Annotated in this window: 17 protein-coding genes; 8 read left to right on the forward strand and 9 right to left on the reverse strand. The window is 67.9% G+C overall.

All coding sequences use genetic code 11. The annotated features are described in order from the left end of the window. Window positions 1-3 precede the first annotated feature (3 nt). Complete coding sequence (eccCa, locus tag DQP57_RS10405; protein ID WP_112632887.1) at window positions 4-4218, forward strand: type VII secretion protein EccCa; 4215 nt, start codon at window positions 4-6, stop codon at window positions 4216-4218. On the opposite strand, the gene DQP57_RS10410 is transcribed toward eccCa, so the two are convergent. Together DQP57_RS10410 and DQP57_RS10415 are read right to left on the reverse strand one after the other, a co-directional pair. Further along, entirely contained in the window at window positions 4199-7054 is a 2856-nt protein-coding gene (locus tag DQP57_RS10410; protein ID WP_112632888.1) for an RND family transporter, read from the reverse strand. The genes eccCa and DQP57_RS10410 overlap by 20 nt on opposite strands. Beyond that, window positions 7047-7427, reverse strand: coding sequence for a hypothetical protein (locus tag DQP57_RS10415; protein ID WP_112632889.1), 381 nt, complete (start codon window positions 7425-7427; stop codon window positions 7047-7049). Before DQP57_RS10415 ends, DQP57_RS10410 begins: the two co-directional genes overlap by 8 nt. 133 nt (window positions 7428-7560) lie before the next feature. Here DQP57_RS10415 and DQP57_RS10420 point away from each other — a divergent pair, with 133 nt between their 5' ends. Both DQP57_RS10420 and DQP57_RS10425 read left to right on the forward strand, forming a co-directional pair. After that, complete coding sequence (locus DQP57_RS10420) at window positions 7561-8778, forward strand: sensor histidine kinase (RefSeq protein WP_112632890.1); 1218 nt, start codon at window positions 7561-7563, stop codon at window positions 8776-8778. Beyond that, window positions 8775-9431, forward strand: coding sequence for a response regulator transcription factor (locus DQP57_RS10425; protein WP_112632934.1), 657 nt, complete (start codon window positions 8775-8777; stop codon window positions 9429-9431). Before DQP57_RS10420 ends, DQP57_RS10425 begins: the two co-directional genes overlap by 4 nt. A gap of 4 nt (window positions 9432-9435) precedes the next feature. Here DQP57_RS10425 and DQP57_RS10430 read toward each other — a convergent pair whose 3' ends face one another. From DQP57_RS10430 to DQP57_RS10450, 5 genes are all read right to left on the reverse strand, one after another. Next, window positions 9436-9696, reverse strand: a complete 261-nt coding sequence (locus DQP57_RS10430; protein WP_165821792.1) for a hypothetical protein — start codon at window positions 9694-9696, stop codon at window positions 9436-9438. A 184-nt stretch (window positions 9697-9880) separates the two neighbouring features. After that, window positions 9881-11221: an aromatic ring-hydroxylating oxygenase subunit alpha gene (locus tag DQP57_RS10435; RefSeq protein ID WP_112632892.1), complete on the reverse strand. Its 1341-nt coding sequence runs from the start codon at window positions 11219-11221 to the stop codon at window positions 9881-9883. A gap of 12 nt (window positions 11222-11233) precedes the next feature. Further along, window positions 11234-12994 carry an N-acyl-D-amino-acid deacylase family protein gene (locus DQP57_RS10440; protein WP_112632893.1) on the reverse strand — a complete coding sequence of 587 codons (1761 nt, stop codon included), beginning with the start codon at window positions 12992-12994 and terminating at the stop codon, window positions 11234-11236. A 131-nt stretch (window positions 12995-13125) separates the two neighbouring features. Then, entirely contained in the window at window positions 13126-14262 is a 1137-nt protein-coding gene (locus tag DQP57_RS10445) for a phosphotransferase (protein ID WP_205869094.1), read from the reverse strand. A 101-nt stretch (window positions 14263-14363) separates the two neighbouring features. Further along, window positions 14364-14984, reverse strand: coding sequence for a TetR/AcrR family transcriptional regulator (locus DQP57_RS10450; protein WP_112632895.1), 621 nt, complete (start codon window positions 14982-14984; stop codon window positions 14364-14366). Between the two features lie 124 nt (window positions 14985-15108). Between DQP57_RS10450 and DQP57_RS10455 the strand changes: the two genes are divergently transcribed. Beyond that, window positions 15109-16245, forward strand: coding sequence for a DUF7064 domain-containing protein (locus DQP57_RS10455; RefSeq protein WP_112632896.1), 1137 nt, complete (start codon window positions 15109-15111; stop codon window positions 16243-16245). Then, window positions 16242-17324, forward strand: a complete 1083-nt coding sequence (locus tag DQP57_RS10460; protein WP_112632897.1) for a phosphotransferase family protein — start codon at window positions 16242-16244, stop codon at window positions 17322-17324. The genes DQP57_RS10455 and DQP57_RS10460 overlap by 4 nt, the downstream gene beginning before the upstream one ends. On the opposite strand, the gene DQP57_RS10465 is transcribed toward DQP57_RS10460, so the two are convergent. Together DQP57_RS10465 and DQP57_RS10470 are read right to left on the reverse strand one after the other, a co-directional pair. Further along, entirely contained in the window at window positions 17325-17768 is a 444-nt protein-coding gene (locus DQP57_RS10465) for an ATP-binding protein (protein ID WP_112632898.1), read from the reverse strand. 59 nt (window positions 17769-17827) lie between these two features. Continuing rightward, window positions 17828-18205, reverse strand: coding sequence for an STAS domain-containing protein (locus DQP57_RS10470; protein WP_112632899.1), 378 nt, complete (start codon window positions 18203-18205; stop codon window positions 17828-17830). 358 nt (window positions 18206-18563) lie between these two features. On the opposite strand from DQP57_RS10470, the gene DQP57_RS10475 reads away from it, so the two are divergent. From DQP57_RS10475 to DQP57_RS10485, 3 genes are all read left to right on the forward strand, one after another. Continuing rightward, window positions 18564-19712: a catalase family peroxidase gene (locus DQP57_RS10475; protein ID WP_430918756.1), complete on the forward strand. Its 1149-nt coding sequence runs from the start codon at window positions 18564-18566 to the stop codon at window positions 19710-19712. Further along, on the forward strand, window positions 19709-20299 hold the full coding sequence (locus DQP57_RS10480; protein WP_112632900.1) for a cytochrome b: 591 nt from the start codon (window positions 19709-19711) through the stop codon (window positions 20297-20299). Before DQP57_RS10475 ends, DQP57_RS10480 begins: the two co-directional genes overlap by 4 nt. Before the next feature lie 120 nt (window positions 20300-20419). Then, a complete protein-coding gene (locus tag DQP57_RS10485) occupies window positions 20420-21313 on the forward strand; it encodes a fructose bisphosphate aldolase (protein WP_112632901.1) in 894 nt (297 codons plus the stop codon).

Genomic DNA, 21313 nt, shown 5'->3' on the forward strand with positions numbered 1-21313 from the left:
AGAATGTCCAAGAAAGCGTTCCCCATCAACCGCGTCAGGATCGAGCCGCCGAAACCGGTCCGGGTAGCACCCAGCGCGCCGATCGCGCTGCCGGAGCGCGAGCCGCGCAACATCTGGGTGATGATCGGTGTTCCGGCGCTGATCGTGGCGCTCATCGGCACCATCGTCATGCTCTACGTCTCCGGCGTGCGCAGCCTGACCACCGGCTTCTTCCCGTTGATGGGCATCGGCGCGTTCAGCATGCTGGCCTTCTCCGGCCGCTTCGGCCGCGCCCGCAAAATCACCTGGGGCGAAATGGAAAAGGGCCGTCGCCGCTATCTCCGCGACCTCGACGGCAACCGCGACGAGATCCAGACCGCGGTGTGCGCGCAGCGCGAATGGCAGAACAACGTGCACTCCGACCCCCGCGGGTTGGGCGCCATCATCGGGGGCCCGCGAATGTGGGAACGCGGCCGCGGCGACGCCGACTTTCTGGAGGTGCGCCTCGGCACCGGCGTGCAGCACGCGCCGGACTCGGTGCTCTCGGTGACGTGGCCCGACATCGCCTCCGATGAGGAACTCGAACCCGTCACCGGGCAGGCGCTGCGCGATTTCATCTTGGAGCAGCGCAAGATTCGCGACATCGCCAAGGTGGTCAACCTGCGATCGGCGCCTGGCTTCAGTTTCGTCGGCGAGGACCTGGACCGGCTGCGCTCGCTGATGCGCTCGGTGCTGTGCTCCCTGGCGGTGTTCCACAACCCGCGCGACGTCAAGTTGATGGTGGTGACCCGCAATCCCGAGGTGTGGTCGTGGATCGTGTGGCTGCCGCACAACCTGCACGACGAGCTGTTCGATGCGTGCGGTTTCCGGCGCCTGGTCTTCGCCACGCCCGAGGAGCTCGAGGAAACCCTCGGCGCCGAACTGCACATGAAGGGCAAGCGCGGCGCGTGGACACCGCTGGCCGCGGCCAGCCCCACCGCGATGGGCTCGGCGCTGGAAACCGGCTCCGACACGGTGGATCTGGGGCCGCACCTGGTGATCGTCGACGACAACACCGGTAGCCCCGACGCGTGGGAGAGCGTGGTCGGTCAGGTCGGCAAGGCGGGAATCACCTTGCTGCGCATCGCCTCCCGGGTCGGCACCGGCGTGGGCTTCGGCGACGACCAGGTGTTCGACCTCAGCGAACGCCACAGCTCACCCAACGGCTCGGTGAACGGCCAAATCACACTGCACCGCAACGGTTCTGACGCCGACGGCGAGGACGACCGGCCGGCTCCGCTGCTACGGGTGCGCAACAAGTTCTTCGCCCACGCCGACCAGCTCTCGGTGCACCGCGCCTATCGGTATGCGCGCGCGATGGCGCGATGGTCGCCCACCAGCCGCAGCGAGATCGCCGACTCGGTCAGCGGCGCAACGGAACTGCTGCGGGCCCTGGGCATCAGCGATCCCCGCGACCTGGACGTCGACCGGTTGTGGGCCGAACGCCGGGGCCGCGGCGACGAACGCTGGTGTGAGGTCCCGGTGGGCGCCAAGCCCAACGGCGAGCTGCAGAACATCATCATCCGCGCCAAGGACTTTGGTGGCTTCGGCTTCCACTCCGTGGTCATCGGCACCAGCGGCTCGGGCAAGTCGGAGTTCTTCTTGTCGCTGGTCTACGGCATCGCGCTGACCCACTCCCCGGAGACGTTCAACGTCATCTTCGTCGACATGAAGTTCGAGTCGGCGGCCCAGGACATCCTGGGCATCCCTCACGTGGTGGCCGCGCTGTCGAACCTCGGCAAGGACGAACGCCATTTGGCCGAGCGGATGCGCCGGGTCATCGACGGCGAGATCAAACAGCGCTACGAGCTGTTCACCTCGGTGGGCGCGCGTGACGCCAACGACTACGAAGAGATCCGGCTCGCCGGACGCGACCTGCCGCCGGTCCCGGTGCTGCTGGTCATCGTCGACGAATACCTGGAGCTGTTCGCCAACCACGAGAAGTGGATCAACCTCATCATCCACATCGGCCAGGAGGGCCGCGGCGCCAACGTCTTCTTCATGCTGGGTGGTCAGCGCCTGGACCTGTCGTCGCTGCAAAAGGTCAAGTCCAACATCGCCTTTCGCATCGCGCTACGCGCCGAGTCCGGTGACGACAGCCGCGAGGTGATCGGCAGCGACGCGGCCTACCACCTGCCGTCGAAGGAAAACGGCTTCGGTCTGCTGAAGGTGGGGCCGCGCGATCTCGAACCGTTCCGCTGCTTCTACCTCTCCGCGCCGTTCGTGGTGCCCAAGACCAAAGAGGTCGCCACCACCGTCGACATGACGCTGACCAAGCCGCGGTTGTACAACTGGCAGTTCCAGCCGCTGGACGACTCCGATGCCACGGCCCTGGAGGCGGCCGCCGCCGTCGACGCCGAGCCCGACGAATTCCTGTACTACGACGACGGTTTCAAGCGGAAGAAGATCGTCGACGTGCTGCGCGAGTCGCTGCACGAAGTGCCGCACCGCTCGCCGCGCCGGCCCTGGCTGGAGCCGCTGGAGGAGCCCGAAACCATCGACGCGCTGGTGGCGGGATATCGGGGCAAGCCGTGGCACGTCGACTACGGGCTCAACTCGGGCCTGATGTTTCCGGTGGGCGTCATGGACATCCCCGAGGAGTCCAAGCAGGTGGTGCACGCGGTGGATGCGTTGCGCAGCAACGTGATCGTGGTGGGGGCCAAGCAGCGCGGCAAGACCACCACCCTGATGACGCTGATGTGCTCGGCGGCCACGATGTACACCCCGTCGCGCGTGACGTTCTTCTGCATCGGCGGGGCGACCCTCGCGCAGGCCGCCTCGCTGCCGCACGTCACCGACATCGTGTCGCCGAAGGACGCCGAGGGCATCGAGCGGATTCTGAGCAGCATGGACGCCCTGATCGACGCCCGCGAGGACTCGTTCCGGCGCCTCAAGATCGACCTCGACGGCTTCCGCGAACGCCGGTTCGCGCCGGGCAGCGACGGCCTGGGCGGTACCGACGCCAATGACCCGTTCGGCGATGTGTTCGTGGTGGTCGACGACTACGACGACCTGTACTCCAAAGACACGGTGCTGGGCGATCGCATCATCTCGTTGAGCAGCCGCGGCCCCGAGTACGGGGTGCACGTCATGTGCAGCGCCGGTGGCTGGATTCATGGACAGCGGCAGAGCCTGCTGCAAAACGCCACGGCGCGAATCCAATTGCGGCTGGCCGATCCCAGTGAGAGCCAGATGGGGCACTCGTCGCTCGAGTCGCGCGACGCGGCCCGACGCACGCTGAACCGCCCCGGCTTCGGTCTGACCGACAGCTTGCACGAGCTGCGGGTCGGTGTGCCGGCGCTGGCCGATCCGGCCACCGGCGCGATCGTCAGCATTGTCGACGTCGGGGCCCGCATCGCGGAGGTCGCCGGGGTCACCAAGCACGCCACCCTGCAGCGGCTGCCGCAGCGGGTGGCGCTGCGGGCGATCCTGGACTACGAGGCCGCGCGGCCCAGCGGCGACGACCTCTCGATCGCGTTCGCCATCGGCGAGCGTCACGAACTGGGGCCGGTGCCGATCAAGCTGCGCGAGAGTCCCGGAGTGATGATCCTGGGCCGGCAGGGATGCGGAAAGACGTTGTCGCTGGTCGCCATTGGTGAGGCGATCATGAGCCGCTTCACCCCGGAGGAAGCGCAGCTGACGCTGATCGACCCGAAGACCGCGCCGCACGGTCTGCGCGACCTGCACGGCCCGGGCTACGTGCGCGCGTACGCCTATGACCAGGACGAGATCGACGAGGTGCTCACCGCCCTGGCGCAGCAGGTCCTGCTGCCCCGGCTGCCCCCGAAAGGCCTGAGTCAGGAGGAGCTGCGCGAGCTCAAGCCGTGGGAGGGCCCGCGCCACTTCGTGCTCATCGACGACATCCAGGACCTGCGCCCGGACCAGAGCTATCCGCCCAAGCCACCGGTGGGCGCGGCGCTGTGGAAGTTGATGGAACGCGCCCGCCAGATCGGCTTGCACGTCTTCACCACCCGCAACAGCGCGAACTGGGCGACGCTGCAAATGGATCCGTGGATGCGTTTCCAGAACTCGGCGAAAGTGGCTCAGCTCTACATGGACAACGACCCACAGAACCGGATCAACCGCAACGTCCGCGCCCAGAACCTGCCCCCGGGGCGCGGCCTGCTGGTCAGCGTCGACGGCGACGTCGAAGGCGTTCTCGTCGGGTTGCCGTCCTCGGTCATACCGCCCCAGCAGTAACCAGTTGCGGCTCTGCCGTTTTCACGCGCGGCGTGACGGCGCGGCGGGGGAGCCGGCTGGGCCACCAGAACCACCGACCGAGCAGGGCCACGATCGACGGCACGATGAACGCCCGCACCACCAACGTGTCCAGCAACAAACCGACCGCGACGGTCGTGCCGATCTGGGCCACGCTGAGCACGCTGCTCGTCAACAGTGCGAGCATGGTCAGGCCGAAGATGATGCCGGCGACGGTGACCACCCCGCCGGTGCCGCCGAAGGCCCGGATGATCCCGGTCTTGAGGCCCGCCGCGGCTTCCTGTTTGATGCGCAGCGCGAGCAACAGGTTGTAGTCCGCGCCGACGGCGATCAGCGCGATGAACGCGAAAGGCGCCACGGCCCAGTGCAGGTCCTGATGCAGCAGGTGCTGCCAGATCAGCACGCTGGCGCCGAGGGCCGAGGCGTAGGAGGTGACGACCGTCCCGACGACGACGAGCCCCGCGACCGGGCTGCGCAGCATGGTCGTGACGATCAAGAAGATCAGCACCAGTGCGGCGCCCGCCAGCAGCGTGGCATCGCCGGCGACGAAGCGCTGCAGATCGGCCGTCACCGGGCCCACGCCGGCCAGGTCGACCTCGGTCGGTGTCAGCGTCCCCTCCTTGGTGGCCTCCTTGATGGCCGCGCGCACGTGATCCGCCCGCTTGGCGCCGTCGACGCCCCACTCCGAGCCGTCACCATAGACGAGCAGGTACGCGGCGCGGCCGTTTTCGGAGATGAGGTGGCGCAGCGCGGTGGCATACCGGGGATCGGTCAACGCCCGCTGCGGCATGTAAAAGTCCCCCGCGGCACTGCCCTGGAACTGTGTGGCGATCTCGTTCAGGTAGTCGGTCAGTTGATGCATCTGGGGCCCGAGCGTGTCGGACACGGCCAGCAGGTCATGAGTGGCCGAACGCGCCTGTCCCAAGGCGTCTTTCATCGACGCCACGCTCTGGGGCAGGGCGGCCATCGCGGTGGCCGCGGTGCTCGAGCCGGTGGTCAGCTTGGCGGCGCCGGAACCCAGCCGGGTGGAGGTCTGCACCAGGCTGTCGACGGGCTGCAGCACCCGGTCCACCGTCGAGCAGATGGGATTGGCCGCGCAGTCGGGGGTCCGCCCGACGAAGTCGCGCAAGGGATCGAGGTAACCCGACACCGTCGTGACGTTGCGTTGCAGGCCGTCCATGCCGGCCCGCATGTCTTCGGCGGCACCGGACATGTCCGCCAAACCCGCGCTGCCGCCGCGCAATCCGTTGCCCAACCCGTCGACGGCGCGCTGGGTCTGCGCCAGCGCGCCGTCCAGTTCGGAGACTCGCCGGAGGCGCTGCGTGAGCGAATCCATGGTGTCACCCAACTGACGACCGAGCACACCGGCCTGATAGCTCAGCGTCGCCTGGTCGGGGACCGTGCCGTCGGGGCGGCTGGCGGACTGCACCGCACGCACCCCGGGCACGGCCATGATGTGGCGGGTGATCCGCTCGATGACGATCAGCCCGGCGGGGTTGCGCAGGTCGTGGTCGGCCTGGATCGCGATCACGTCGGGCAGCAACGAGTTCGCCGCGAAATGCCGGCCGGCGCTGGCATAACCGCGGTTGGAGTCGGTGGACGACGGCGTGGCGGCGGGCTCGTTGAAGCCGACCCGCATGCCGGCCAATGGCAGCGCGACGAGTAGGCACAACCCCAGCGCAGCGACCAGGATCGGCCCGGGCCAGCGTGCCACCGACGTGCCCACGCGGCGCCAGCGCCGCGCGGTTCTGGATGGCCGCGGTTCCAGATACCCGCGGCGGATCGCCAGGCTCATCAGCGCGGGCGTCAACGTCAGCGCCGCGACCATGGTCGCGAGAATGCCGATGGAGCAGGGTAATCCGGCGCTGCGGAACGACCCGACCTTGGCGAACACCAGGCACGCCAGCGCGACCGAGACCGTCAATGCCGATCCGATCACCACCGGCGCGATGGAACGGTAGGCCTGCGTCAACGCCTGCGCCGGGGCGACACCGTTGCGGCGAGCTTCGTGATAGCGGCCGACCAGAAAAATCGCGTAGTCGGTGCCGGCGCCCAGGGTCATTGCCGCCATGAGCGCCACCGAAAACAGCGACACCTCAACGACATTGGCCTGGCCGAGCGCGGCGACGATGGCCCGCGCCACGGCGAGCGCGAGGCCCACCGAGATGAGCGGGATCGCGGCCGCGACGGGCGAGCGGTACACCACGAGCAGCAACAGCAGGATGAGGCCGATGGTGGCCGCCGTGATGCCGAGCATCTGCCGGTCGATCGCGGAGAACTCGTCGACGATCGTGGCGCCGGGACCGGTGACATGGACTTCCAGGCCCTGCGGCGGGGCGAGTCTGTGGATGGCGCCGCGCACGGCGTCCACCGAATCGCGCGCCTGCGCGGTGCCGAGCATCCCGGCGAGCCGCACCATGACGCTGGCCGCCTGGCCGTCGGAACTCTGTGCGACGGCGGCGGTGGCGGGCTGCGACCACAGGTCGGTCACCGCATACACATGGCGCTGATCCGACCCCAGCGATGTCGTCAACGCGTCGTAGAAGCGCCGATCTTGCGGTGTCAGCCGCTGATTCCGTTCCAGCACAACGTAAACGAAGTTGTTGCTGGGCGTCTGGTTGAACAACTGCGCGGCCCGGGCGGCGGCGTGCGCGCTCGGCGCCCCGGGCGGCATGAAGGACCGGGCATGCGTGTCGACGACTCGCTCCAGCTGGGGGACGGCGAGATTGGCGCCAGCGGCCGCCAGCACCCACAGCCCGATGATGAGGACCGCGTACCGCGAGGTCAGGCGCGCAAGGCTTCCCATTCGGTCATGCAACGGTCTGCCGATCCCCGGTGGGCCCGCCGAACAGGCCCACGGCCACATGCTCACCGCGAGTAAGGGACCGCACCCGCAGCGACCGGCGGGCGCCGATCTTGACCAGCGCGTGCAATCCGGGCTCGGCGGCTTCGAGATCGGCGCGCACCTGCTCGGCCGACGCTCCCTCGTGGGCCGCCTGATCCAGCTTGGCCACCAGCATGGTGATCCATCGCTGGCCGAGCAAAAGCATCAAGCCCTCCTCGTCGCCGAACAGCTCGGACACCTGGGATGACTTGTCGATCAACGCAAGTGCCGCCTCGGGGTCCGTCTCGGCGGCTTTGATCACCTGGGCCATGAAGGCCATGCGGTCGTGCAGCAGTGTCCATGTCATGACTCGACGCTAGGAAAGCGAGCGGCTGTTGCGCGTCGTGCCGAAGTGCAGTCTTTGTCTCCTACCACGGGCGGAGACACATGCCGCCCGCAGGAGGATGTGGCGAAGTGCCGGGCTCTTCTAGGATTGGACGATGTTGCGCGCCGCAGCGGATCACCTGCGGGAACTGGTTCGCCGACGAAGCGAACTGATTCCCGTCGGTATCACCTGGGCGGCGCTGATTTCCGTCGACGTCGCCCTGGTGTTCGGTGGGGTGATCGGGACGCTGCAGCGGCCCGTCGCGGACCTGCCCGTGGCGCTGACGGCGTTCGCCATAGCCCTGTCGCCCTCGTTCGCGTTCATGGTCTTCAACATGAAGATGACCCCGGGGCCGTTGTGGGCGACCTGGTTGGCCTCCTCCGCGCTGACCATGTTCGGCACGTCGGCGCCGATTCACGCCGATTTCGCCCCGGCGTTGTTGGTCCTGATGGTCTTGGTCGTCGCGACATTGGCGTCGGTCTGGGGCGGGATCCTCGCGGCCGCGTCGGCGGCGGGACTCTTGGTCACCGCGTCCGCGCTACACCGCCTCGACACGGTGGTGTTGTACCTCGGTTTCATCGCGGTGGGGTGGCTGCTCGGCTACCTGATGCGCACCCAGCGGTTGTTGCTGGCCGAACAGATCGAGGCGCAGGACATGCTGGCCGAGCACGCCGCCGCCGACGAGCGGCGGCGCATCGCACGCGAAGTGCACGACGTCATCGCCCATTCGCTGAGCATCACGCTGTTGCATGTCACCGGGGCGCGGCGGGCGCTGCAGCAGGACCGTGACGTCGACGACGCCGTCGACGCGTTGGAACAGGCCGAACGGCTGGGCCGCCAGGCGATGGCCGATATCCGTCGTACCGTCGGGCTGCTCGACAACTGGCCGACCAAGACCGCCCAGACCGCACCCGAACCCGGTATCGACGACATCGCGGTGCTCGTCGAGGGTTTCCAGCGGGCCGGTCTGGCCGTCGCGCTGTGCGTCGAAGGGCCCACCGATCACGTCTCGGCCGCGGTCGGCCTCGCCCTGTACCGCATCACCCAGGAATCACTGGCCAACATCGCCAAGCATGCGCCCGAGTCCAAAGCCGGTGTGGTGCTGGATATTTCGCCGATATCGGTGAGACTCGCGGTCACCAACCTGCTTCCCGCGGCGGTGACGGCCACGCGGTCACCCGAGGGGCGCGGCTTACGCGGGATGCGACAGCGCGTCGAGCTGCTCGGCGGAGCCATCGACGCCGGCCCGACCCGCGATGGATGGTCGGTGTGCGCGGAAATACCCCTGCACGAAGGCGATACGGCGTGGCGGCCATGGTGGTGCAAGGCATGATCGACGCGGCACCCGAGATCACCGTGCTGCTCGTCGACGACCAGGACCTGGTGCGGTCGGGGCTGCGCCGGATCTTGCGTCGCAAGGACGGTTTCGTCATCGTCGCGGAGTGCGCCGATGGAGACGAGGTGCCCGCGGCCGTGGCCGAGCACCGCCCCGACGTCGTCGTGATGGACCTGCGGATGCGCCGCGTCGACGGGATCGAGGCGACGCGCAGGCTGGGTGGCCGGCCGCCGGTGCTGGCGCTGACCACCTTCAACGAGGACGAGCTGCTCTCGGGGGCGCTGCGTGCCGGCGCGGCCGGCTTCGTGCTCAAGGACTCCTCGGCCGAGGAGTTGATCCGCGCGGTGCGGGCCGTCGCCCGGGGCGACAGCTATCTCGACCCGGCGGTGACCTCCCGTGTGCTGACCACCTACCGCAAGGCCGCTCCCGGACCCCGGGGCACGGCGATCGGCGAGCTGACCACCCGCGAGCTCGACGTGCTGACGTTGATCGGACAGGGCCTGTCCAACACCGAGATCGCCGACCAGCTGTGCATTTCGGGCGTCACCGTCAAGAGCCATATCGGGCGGATATTCGGAAAGCTCGATCTGCGCGACCGTGCTGCCGCGATCGTCTACGCCTACGACAACGGCATCGTCGCCCCGCGCTGACGACCTATAAGGGCGCCGTCTGCTCGGCCAGGTTCAGCAGAACGTACGCGATGCACACCAGGAAATTGATCACCACCATGACCAGACCCGCGAACATCAGCGACCGGGCACCGCGGCGCCTGAGGCGCTTGTAACGCGCGGCACGCAATTCGCGGTCGAGCCGGATCGCGATCAGCGCGAAGTTCACGTTCATCAATTCGTGGGCGGCCAGCGGCGCGCCCTCCAGCATTTGGCGCAACCGCTCCGGTGCCGTTCGAACACCCACCCGCTCGAAGCTGTGGCACAGCCGTAGCGCCCGCCGTCGGCGAAGCGTTTCGTATGGCAGCCGAAGCCGCCGCGCGAGTTGCCCTCGATCGTCCCCCCAGGGGTAAGACGGGGTCATCACAAGCGGGATTCTAAATCGCTCGGCGCCGCTTTGGCGCTGTGAACACGAATTATGTTGCGGGAGATCACTTCGCCGCACCGCCGCTCATTTGCTGGGATGCGGGCAACTCGAGATAGCGCTCCAGGTTGCGATGCATGTTGATGACGCGGCGTTCCTCGCTGGACAACACGAGATGGGTGAAGCCGGGTTGGTGCATGCCGCGCTGCAAGCCGGGGAGCACCGCGATGTCTTGCGTGAGCACCACCCCGGGCTCGGCCGACTCGGCGGCCATGCGGACATCTGTCGGTTTGGTGCGCGGCGCGCCCGGCGGCATGCGCGTCATCAAGAACATGACCAGCTCGCCCTTGTCGGGGGAGGGGTCGGCGGCGGGGCGCGAGCACATGACGGTCAGGTGGTCGGCGTTGGCGAGCAGTGTCATGTTAGGAAACACGTTGTACTGGTGCAATCGGGTCATTCGGTCGGTGTCAGCCCAGGTGAGATCCACGCCGCGGCTCGCGGCGAATGCCCGGGTCCGGTCGGCGATCAGGTCGGCGACCGTCTGCCCGGGCCGGCGTTCGTCGGCCGGGAAGGGGATGCCCTCGGCCGCACCCATCAGCGCTCCCTGCGTATACACGTAGGCGTTCCACACCTCTTCGTCACTCAGCGCGCCGTCAAAGCGCGGGCTCTGCACACCGTAGGGCTGGTCCGACTTCCCGGTATGACCCCAAATGCGTTGCGGCGCATGGATGTCGTCGACGCAGCGCAGCAGCTCGGGGTGCAGGGTCTGGATGTGGTAGGTCTCGCTGTATCCGTCGGCGATCGTTTTCCAGTTGGCGTCGACCTCGACGGTGAGCGTGGCGTAGCAGTGGAAATCCTCCAGGTGGCACCAGGCGATGTCGTCGGGCACCGCCTCCAGGTACTCGGTCAACGACACCGCGCCCTGGTCCAGGTTGACGAAGACGAGCCCCGCCCAGGTGTCGACCCGCGCCGGTAGCAGCGGAAAGTCGGACATGCTCAGCGCGCCGAAGCCCTTGCGGTTGGGCACCCGTTTGAGCGCGCCGGCCAGGTCCCACGTCCAGCCGTGGTAGCCGCACTTGAGTTCGTGCAGACCCGACCCCGACCCGGTACACAGCGAATTGCCGCGGTGCCGGCAGACGTTCTGGAACGCGCGGAGCACCCCGTCGTCGTCACGGACGATCAGCACCCCGTAAGGGCCGCATCGGTATTCGAAATAGTCGCCGGGCGCCGCGACGTGGTCGATCATGCAGGCCAGCTGCCACACCCTCGGCCACATCCGCTGCGCCTCGAGCGCGGCGAAGGCGGGGGAGTAGTAACGCTCGGCGGGCACCAGCGCCGGGCTTTCCGGCGGGGTGCCGATGGCATCCTCGTCGCGGGTCCGCGCCGGATTGCCGGCCGTCGTTGCCATCGAGGCGAGCTCTTAACGGGCTCCGCGGACCAGGCGGCCGGGGCGCGCCCCGGTGTCGACGTCGTTGCGGCGGGTCACCGTCCCGCTGACGATGGTCGCGGCATAGCCGCTGGCCCCCTGCAGGATTCGGTTTCCACCGGCGGGCAGGTCGAACGCCATCGCCGCCGGATGCAGTGTCAGCGCGTCCATGTCGATGACGTTGATGTCGGCCTTCTTGCCCGGTTCGATGGTGCCGCGGTCGGTGAGGCCAAACAGGTGCGCGGTGTCGCGCGATTGCTTACGGATCACGTACTCCAGCGACAGCTTCTCGCCGCGGCGCCGGTCGCGCGCCCAGTGCGTGAGCAGGAACGTGGGGTAGGACGCGTCGCAGATCATCCCGCAGTGGGCGCCGCCGTCGGAAAGCCCGAGCACCCCGGCGGGGTGCAGCATCATCTCGCGGATCGCGTCGTGATTGCCGTCGGCATAGTTGAACAGCGGCAGCATCAGCATGTTGGTCGCGTTCGACTCCAGCATGAGGTCGTACAGCGTCGACAACGGGTCCTCGCCACGCGCCTGGGCGATGGCCGCGACCGTGCGGTCCGGCGTGGGCTCGTAGTCCGGCGGGTTGCCGAGCGCATACAGCCGTCCCAGCGAGTGCTGGACGAGGGCGAACATCCCGTCGAACAACAACGTGGGGTCGGGGGGAAGGTCGTCCTCGGACAGGATCGCCGCCTTCACGGCGGGGTCGGCCAGCCGCAAGGTGAGCTCGTCGCGGCTGCACTCGGCCTTCAACCGCCGATAGGTGGGCCGGTGACTGAACCCGTGGTGGCCTTGGAAGCCGATCATCATGCCGAAGGGACGCGCCGCGATCTGTGGGTAGAGGCGGGCGCCCGCGGCGTGTGCGTCCGCGGACAGGTCGAGCATCTCCCGCCACAGTTTCGGATCGGCGTCCACCTGGATCAGCGCGAAGGACACCGCCCGGTCGATCTCGCCGCTCAGCCGCCGCATCCAGTCCAATTCCTTTTTGGGTCCGATGATGTCCTCGCCCGCCGCGCCTTGCGGGGCCAGCTCGAACACCGCCTGACCGCCGGCCGCCATCGCGCGGCCGAGGCCGAAGAGCTCTTCCTCGGCGGCGAACGTGCCGGGCACCGGCTCGCCGTCCATCGCGCGGTGGCCCATCGTGCGCGACGTGGAAAAGCCGAGCGCCCCGGCCTCGATCGCCTCGCGAACCAGCCGCCCCATCGCCTCGATGTCCTCGGGGGTGGCCGGTTCGTTGCGCGCGCCCCGCTCACCCATGGCGTAGGCGCGCACGGCGCCGTGCGCGACCTGGCTGCCGACGTCGACGGCGAACTTCTGCTTGCCGACCGCGTCGAGGTACTCGGGGTAGGTCTCCCATCCCCAGGTGATGCCCTCGGTGAGCGCGGTACCGGGAATGTCCTCGACGCCCTCCATCAGCTCGATCAGCCACTGCTCGGTGCCGGGCCGCACGGGCGCGAAGCCAACGCCGCAGTTGCCGGTGACGATCGTGGTCACGCCGTGGCCGCTGGAGGGTTCCAGCAGGCTGTCCCAGCTGACCTGGCCGTCGTAGTGGGTGTGGATGTCGACGAAGCCGGGTGCCACCACATGCCCTGTCGCATCGATGGTTTCGGCCGCCTCCCCGCTCAGCGTGGGACCATCGGCGGAGCGCGGCACGACGTCGACGATCTTGCCGTCCTTGATGCCGATGTCAGCGAGATAGCGTTGCGCGCCCGTGCCGTCGACGACCGTGCCACCGATGATCTTCAGGTCGAACATGAGACTCCCCTTCGCCGGGTCGCGGGCTGTCCCTGGCGGGCTGAGCGCACGGCACGCAGGATTTCGCTACGGTAGGTAGCGTAACTCGTGGCGCGGCGAAGGCAATAGCCTCGGCGGAATTGGCCCGGGCGTCATAGCGAGCCCTTCAGGGCGGCCACGGTTTCCAGATCATCGAGTGCCGCGACACCGCGCCGCAGCCCCTCCATGATGATGTCTTCGGCCTGCATCCCGCCCATCCCCGCGGTGATCAGCGGGGCGACATACGCGTACAGCGCCGCCTGCCGAAACCGCAGCCACAGGTCGTCGCGATCCAGCTCGGGTCCGCCGGCGGCCATCAGCGCTCGGCGGTAGTGGTCGACGAGGTCGCGCTGGCTGGCCTGGCGATCCTCCGGCGTCAGGCTGGTGATCAGCGTGTAGGCCAGTTCGCGCGACGGGTGTCCGCGGCGCACCGCCTGCCAGTCCAGCAGGCCCGCCTTGCCGCCCAGGAAATACATGTTGCCGGGATGGGCATCACCGTGCATGACGGTGTGCGGGGGAGTGTCGATCAGCGCGGCGACGGCGCGGTAGTTGTCGGCGATGAATGTGCCTTTGTCCACCGGGATAGTGGTGCGCTCGGCGAGGCGCTTGATGGAGGTGTGCATGAGCGAACCGGTCAGCAGCGAGGTGACGTCGCCCGACGGGGTGTACAACCAGCTCATCGGGCCGTGCCCGCCGCGCGGCAGGCGCCCCAAGAAGACGGCGTGCAGTTCGGCAAGCAGCTCGACGATCAGGCTCGCCTGGTCGGCCGACAGCGGGTGCAGGGTGTCGGGGAACTCGCACGACTCGGCCGGCAGGTCCTCGAGGACCAGCAGGTACCGGCCGGTCCACGGGTCGAATGCCGTGCCGTAGCAGTAAGGGACGCCGATGACCTGCGGCGCGAGCTCCCGGTAGAAGCGCACCTCGGTGTGTCCGAGTCGTCCGAGTTCGCCGATCAGCCGGGTGGCGGCGGTCTGCGCCGCGACCTTGACGAACACCGAGTGGGGGACGTCCCTGCCGGTCAGCACCAGCCGGCCCCGCGAGGAGGTGCCGGAGTCGCGGCTCAGCACGCGGATCGAGCGAACGGTGGTCCCCATGACCCGTGACAGGACGGCGGGGTCGATGTCCTCGACCGTCCGCGGCAGGCCGAAACGGCCTCCGACCACCGCGTCGGTGGCGACCCGCCCCGCGCCGAGACCCAGGTGAGCGGCCAGGCCAAGGATGGAAAAGGCTTGTCCCACAGGAGTTTTCATGTCCATCCATCCTGATTTGCACGCCGCCGCAGTGCTGCGCTGTTAACACCAGCGGCGTCGGACAAAACCGATCGAACGTCTGGACATCAGACAATATACGATTATTGTCTGATCTGTGGCACCAAGGCCCTCACCACGAACTGCTCGACGAATTCTCGTTTGTCCGCGGCGGGGCGATATCGCCACGAAGGCGCCAGCAGAAACAGCGTCGCGGTGTGCAACCACTGGACGATCGACCGGAAATCGATGTCGGCGTAGAGCAGCCCCGCCGCCTTCCACCGATCCAGCAGCGGTCCGTAATGCCGCAGCAGCAGCTCCACGATGGGTTCGGAACCCTTCTCGAGCGCCGAGGCCACCGCGGTGCTCTCGGCCGCGAACAACGCTTCGTTCAGCGCGTTGCCGTCCACCGATTCCACCCGGGCCAGCACCATCTCGGGCACCGACCGAACGGGGTCGTCCGGGGCAGGCAGCGAGCGCACCAACTCAGCGAGCGCGGTGTCCACACGCGAGAGCATCAGGCCCAGCAGGACATCGTCACGGCCCGGGAAATATCGGTACACCGTCGACCGCGAGACCCCGGCCTCGTCGGCCACCTCGCCCATCCGGAACTGGGTGTTGCCGCGCCGGACGATGCAGCGGCCCGCGGCCTCCAGGATCCGTCGACGGGCCTCCTCGTCGTCGAGGATCGCGCGGTCGTCGCCCCAACGCCGGCTCGGTTCCATGGCGGCGATGTTACGGGATGCGTTGTGCTGCTTTGTTATCTGATGTGAGCAGAATCCGGCCCAGCGCGAACCGGTAACCAATTCTCCTGCAGCACAAGGTGTCAGCCAGCCAGAAAGGGCCACGATGGGGTATTCCGCGGCGGACGAGTCCTTCACCCACCAGCTTCCGACGACGTTCGACCAGGTGCACACATCCGATCCGACGTGGTCGGATCGGTGCTACTTCTTCGCCGCGTCGCCCGACGGCACCATGCTGTTGGCCAGCGGCTACGGCAACAACCCGAACACCGCCAGCGGGTTGGGTTATGTCAAGGTCAGCCTCGCCGACGGGCGGCACTGGGACCTGCTGTCCGGGCGGCCGGTCTCGGGCGATGACCGCGGCGAGCTGCGCGCCGGGCCGATGCGCTGGACCTGCGTCGAGCCGCTGAAGAAGTGGCGATTGGACATCGAACCCAACAACTCTGGAATCGAATGGGAACTCTATTACGAACCCACCGCCCCGATGTGGGAGTTGTTGCCCATGAAGGTGCATGGCAGGGCCGGCGAACTGCTCGCGGACATGTACCACATGAAAGAACCGGGGAAGTGGAGCGGTTGGGTGCAGATCGACGGGGAACGCGTCAGCGTCGACGGCTTCCACGGCGGTCGTGACCGCACCTTCGGGGTGCGGATCTCCGACAAGATCGACTTCTGGTTGTGGCTCGACGCCGGCTTCGACGACCATGCCATCGAAGCGTGGATCATCGAATCTTCTGACGGCACGGTCAATTACGTCGACGGTGGCATCACGCACGCCGATGGGACGTTGTCGAAGCGATTCGTCAAGATCGAGCACGAGGTCGAATTCGACGGCGACCGCAAGCGACCCACCCGCGCGGTGCTCGTCTTCACCGACGAGGACGGAAATGCCCATCGGGTGATCGCCGAGGCGCCGCACCTGGAGGTCAACGCCTATTACGGGCTGCCGATGGCCCATTGCCAGTACGAAGACTGGGGTGACGGTGCGTACTTCATCCATTTCGCTTGGGACAGCAGCGATTCCGACCAGCTAGCCGAGACCGAGGGTAAGTCGATGGCCCTGGACCAGCTGATGCGGTTCCAACGGGGCGGCGAGACCGGTTGGGGCATCTTCGAATTGCTGCTCGGCGGCCAGGGATATCACCGCTACCCCAACTGGGCGCCGATGGACATGTCCGCCTTCACCCAGGACAAGACCCCGGTCGATCGATTGCCCGCGGACGGCGCGGGGGTCCGGCAATGACGTTGAACGACGACTTGCAACAGCGGCTGGGCGGCTGGCTGCGCACGCAGGTGCGCGAGGCCGACGACGTCCGTGTCGAGGGCATCGACCGGGTGAGCTTCGGACACTCGGCCGAGATGATGACGCTGCGCGTCGTCACCCGCAGCGGCAGTCGACACGACCACCAGGACGTGGTGCTGCGGCTGCGCCCGCAACCACCGGCGCTGCTGGAGCCCTACGACCTCGCGCGCCAGTTCAGGATTCTGCGGGTCTTGGCCGATACCCCCGTCCGCGTACCGCGGACGCTGTGGCTCGAGCCCACCGGCGACATCCTCGGCAGGCCGTTCTTCGTCATGGAACGCGCCGACGGCGACGTCTACGAGATGGAACCGCCGGCCGTCGCCGACCAGACCGTGGTGCGCATGTGTCAGAGCATGGTCGAGCAACTGGCCGCGATTCACACGGTCGACCTCAGCAGGACCGGGCTGGACACCCTCGACGACGGCGCCGACCATCTGGACCGCGAGCTCGCCCGGTGGGCCGCGGAAATGAACCGGGTCAAGCGCGACCGCCTGCCGGCCCTCGAGCGCCTACACGACGCCTTGATCACCACCAAGCCGACGCCGTATCCGAAGGTCACGCTGGTGCACGGCGACGCCAAACCGGGCAACTTCGCCTTCACCGGCGGCGAAGTCAGCGCGGTGTTCGATTGGGAGATGACGACCGTCGGTGATCCGCTGACCGACATCGGATGGCTCGAAATGTTGTGGATGCAGCCGGTCGGGATCACCAGCCACCCCGCGGCCCTTTCCATCGACGCCCTGCTCGCGCACTACGAGGCGGCCAGCGGGATCAGGGTCACCAACCGGCCCTGGTATCGGGCGTTCAACGCGTTCAAGATGGCCGTCATCTGCCTCATCGGCGCGATGCTCATCGAGGACGGCCACAGTGACGACCAGAAGCTCGTGCTGGCCGCGTACGGCACCTCGTTGCTGACCGGCGCCGGGCTCACCGACCTGGGAATCGGCGAATCCCTCGACGACGGCCCGGTGCTGCCGCGGGACGAACGCATCCAGCAGGTGCTGGCGCAGGCCGTCTGATCAGGCGCTACAGCCGGGCCCGGCGACGTCGTTCCAGGTCAACGTCACGCGAGTGCCCTGCGGCGTGCGATCGATGACCACGTCGTCGGCGAGCACCTCCATCAGCGGGATGCCGCGCCCGCGCATCTGCTGTTGGCGCTGCACCGGCACCTTCTGTCGCCAACGGCCGCGGTCGTCGACGGTCACCGCGAGGGTGTCCGCATCCGCGTCGTAGGCCGCCCGCACGTCGACCGTGCCGCGCTCGGCGGCGTCGACGTAGGCGTATTCCGCGGCGTTGGCGATCGCCTCGTTCACCGCCAGCAGCAGATCGCTGAACCGGTCGTCGTCAAGCGAGAAATGCCGTTCGAGCCACACCGCGAATTCGGCGCGGGCGCGGGCGGCGCTGCGCGCATCGGCGGCGACACGCGTGCGAATGAAGCGGGATCTGTCATCGATGTGCGACACGTTCTGCGGCTGGTCAGAGCGTCCCGTCGTTCCGAGTTGCGTCGTCACCCTGTCGACACTCACTCACCCGAGATGCCGCTCAGCGCTCCGTCCAGGCTGCTGTAGAGCGAGAGCACGCTGTCGATTCCCATGAGTTTGATCGGCCTGCTGGTGGCCGAGCCGTTGGCGACCACCGCGAATTGCGTCGGCGGCTCGAGCTCGGCCTGCGCGGTCACCAGGACGGTCATCCCGGCCGACGCCAGAAAACCGACTTTGGACAGATCCACGATCAAGGCCGCGGGCTTGGTGGCCAGCGCCGTCTGGATGGCATCGGCCAGCAGCGGCGAGCTGAGCATGTCGACTTCGCCGGACACGGTGAGCACCACCGCCTGGTCCACCTGGTGTTTGCCCACTTCAAAAGCGGTCGGATCGACTAAATCGCCGGTTAGTTCGCCCATGGTCTATCACTCACATTCGGTCCCCGACGGGACGCCGCTAGCTTTCAAAACAGCCACTGCCGTATCCGGGGGCTGTTTATTCAACCCCGCGGGAACACGCTTGCCTACGGAGGAAACGCACTCCGTCGATCTGCGCTGGTAAATGCAGATACAGCTACAAGTGTTTAGCCAATGGTAGGACACGCGGCGTACCACGCTCAAAACGCTGAACGATTTCGGGCGCCCCGACGTAGTCCGGATGTGCGTGACGGCCAGCCTAGAAGTTGCACGGGGCATCGGCCCGTGCGTGAATTGCTTCCATCCGCTTCGCCCTCGGCCCGGCGGGCGTGGCCTGCGGAAATGGGAAGGACGGTGGGACGTGGAGCCCGGTGAGCGCGGCGGCGAACCCCATCGGGGTGAGCGGCCCGACGATCCCGGAGAAAGCCCGCCCACGGCGTCGAATGCCGGCGCGCTGAACCGGCGGCGCGCGCTGCTCGGCATGGGCGCGGTAGCCGGCGTCGCCGCGGTCGACGTGGGTGGCTTCGCCTATGCCGGTGCCTGGCTACGGCCCCGCGCGCTGACCCCGCCCCGCTTCACCGATCGCTTCGAGCACGTCTACGGCCGTCACGACGGGTTCCGGCGCAACCACGCCAAGGGCGTCAGCGCCAGCGGCACGTTCGTCAGCACCGGGGCGGCCGCGGCGATCTGCCGGGCCGACGTCTTCGGGCGCGGCACCGTTCCCCTGATCGGCCGCTTCTCGCTGTCCGGTGGGCTGCCCGACCAGGCCGACAAGCCCGACACCGTCCGCGGGTTGGGGCTGCTGTTCGACGGGCCCGACGGGCGGCAATGGCGCACCGCGATGATCAACCTCCCGGTGTTCCCGGACCGCACCCCGCAGGGGTTTTACGACCGGTTGCTGGCGTCCAAACCGCTCCCCGGCACGGGCAAGCCCGACCCGCAGCAGATGGCCGCGTTCCTGCAGCGCCACCCCGAGACCGCCGCGGCCATGCGGATCATCAAGCAGGCGCCGCCGAGCACGGGATTCGCCGACAGCGCCTTCCATGCGCTGAACGCGTTCCGATTCACCAACCGCTCCGGCGCGACGGTGCCGGTGCGCTGGTCCGCTATTCCCCAGCAAGGCGCCGAGGCGCTTTCTCCCTCAGGGCCGCCGGCCAAGGACTACCTGTTCGACGCCCTCATCCGCACGTTGGCGCGCACCCCTTTGACGTGGCGGCTGGTACTCACCGTCGGCGAGCCGGGGGATCCGACCAACGACGCCACTAAACCGTGGCCCTCGGGACGGCGCACCATCGACGCCGGCACCATCACCATCTCCGCGGTTCAGACGGAGGACGCCGGCAACGCGCGCGACATCAACTTCGACCCGCTGGTGCTGCCCGACGGCATCACCGCCTCCGACGACCCGCTGCTCGCTGCGCGCTCGGCGGTGTACGCCCGTTCATTCAGTCGCCGCGCCGAGGAGCCCAAAACGCCCAGCGCGGTCGGCGTCGAGGCGGTCCGCCAATGACCGACGCGACCGTCGCGCCGCGGTTCGCCCTGCCGTCGCGCGTCCTGCATTGGCTGATGGCCCCGATGGTCATCGCTCAGCTGCTCATCGGCGTGACCATGGTCGCCACCCTGAGCCTGTACCCACTGCTGCTGGCCATCCACCGGCCTCTGGGCCTGTCGATTCTCGCCTTCGCCCTGGTCCGGTTGGCGAACCGGCTCAGGCACCGGCCACCGCCGTTCCTGGCCACCATGAGCAAAACCGAACGCCGCATCGCGACGTGGTCGGAATACCTGCTCTATGCCCTGCTGCTCGTCCAGCCCCTGACCGGATGGGCCATGCTGTCGGCGGCGCGTTTCCCGATCCCCGTGTTCGGCCCGCTGGCGCTGCCCGGCATCGCGCCGCGCAACATCGACGTCTTCGCGGTGCTCCGGGAATGCCACGGCGCCTTCGCGCTCCTGCTCTTCCTCGCGTTTACCGCCCACATGACGGCGGTACTCTTCCACACGCTCGTCCTGCGTGACCGGCTCCTCGACCGCATGGTGTTGTGGCGCGCCAAGCCGCCGCCCCGCAGCCAGACCGAGGCGCAGACCAACATCGCAGTCTGACGACCTGCCTGCTCGGGCCCGAAGTGGCCGAATATGATCGGCACGATTCGGACTTGAGCGCGCGCGGTCACCGGCCGTGGCGCGGTGCCCGTGAGGGCCATGAGGAACTGGGAGAGTTCAATGTCGAACCAGCAGCAAGCGGAGCGGATGACGTCGGGCAAGGGATTCATCGCGGCCCTCGACCAGAGCGGCGGTTCGACGCCCAAGGCGCTGCGCCTCTACGGCATCCAGGACGACGCCTACTCCTCCGATAAGGAGATGTTCGACCTCATTCACCAGATGCGCTCGCGGATCATCACGTCTCCGGCGTTCACGGGCGACCGCGTGCTGGCCGCGATCCTGTTCGAGCAGACCATGGACCGCGAGATCGCAGGCAAGCCGTCGACCACCTACCTGTGGGAGACCAAGGGCGTGGTCCCGATCCTCAAGATCGACAAGGGTCTGGCGGACGCGGCCGACGACGTCCAGCTGATGAAGCCGATCCCGGGCCTCGACGAACTGCTGGAGCGGGCCGCCGGCCTCGGTGTGTTTGGGACCAAGGAGCGGTCAGTGATCGGCGGCGCCAACGCCAAGGGCATCGCCGCCGTGGTCGCCCAACAGTTCGATCTGGGCCACCAGGTGCTCTCGCACGGTCTGGTGCCCATCATCGAACCCGAGGTCACCATCTCGATTTCCGACAAGGCCGAGGCCGAGGGCATCCTGCGCGACGAGATCACCAAGCAGCTCGACTCCGTGCCCGAGGGGCAGCGCGTGATGCTCAAGCTGAGCCTGCCCACCGAGGTCAACTTCTACCGCCCCCTGATCGAGCACCCGAAGGTGATGCGGGTGGTCGCCCTGTCCGGCGGCTACTCGCGCGAGGAAGCCAACGACCTGCTGGCCAAGAACACCGGGCTGATCGCCAGCTTCAGCCGCGCGCTGACGGAGGGCCTGACCGTCGACCAGTCCGACGAGCAGTTCAATGCCACCCTGGACAAGGCGATCCAGTCGATCTACGACGCTTCGGTGGCCGGCTGA

This window comes from Mycobacterium colombiense, assembly GCF_003284935.1.
GTDB lineage: Bacteria > Actinomycetota > Actinomycetes > Mycobacteriales > Mycobacteriaceae > Mycobacterium > Mycobacterium arosiense_A.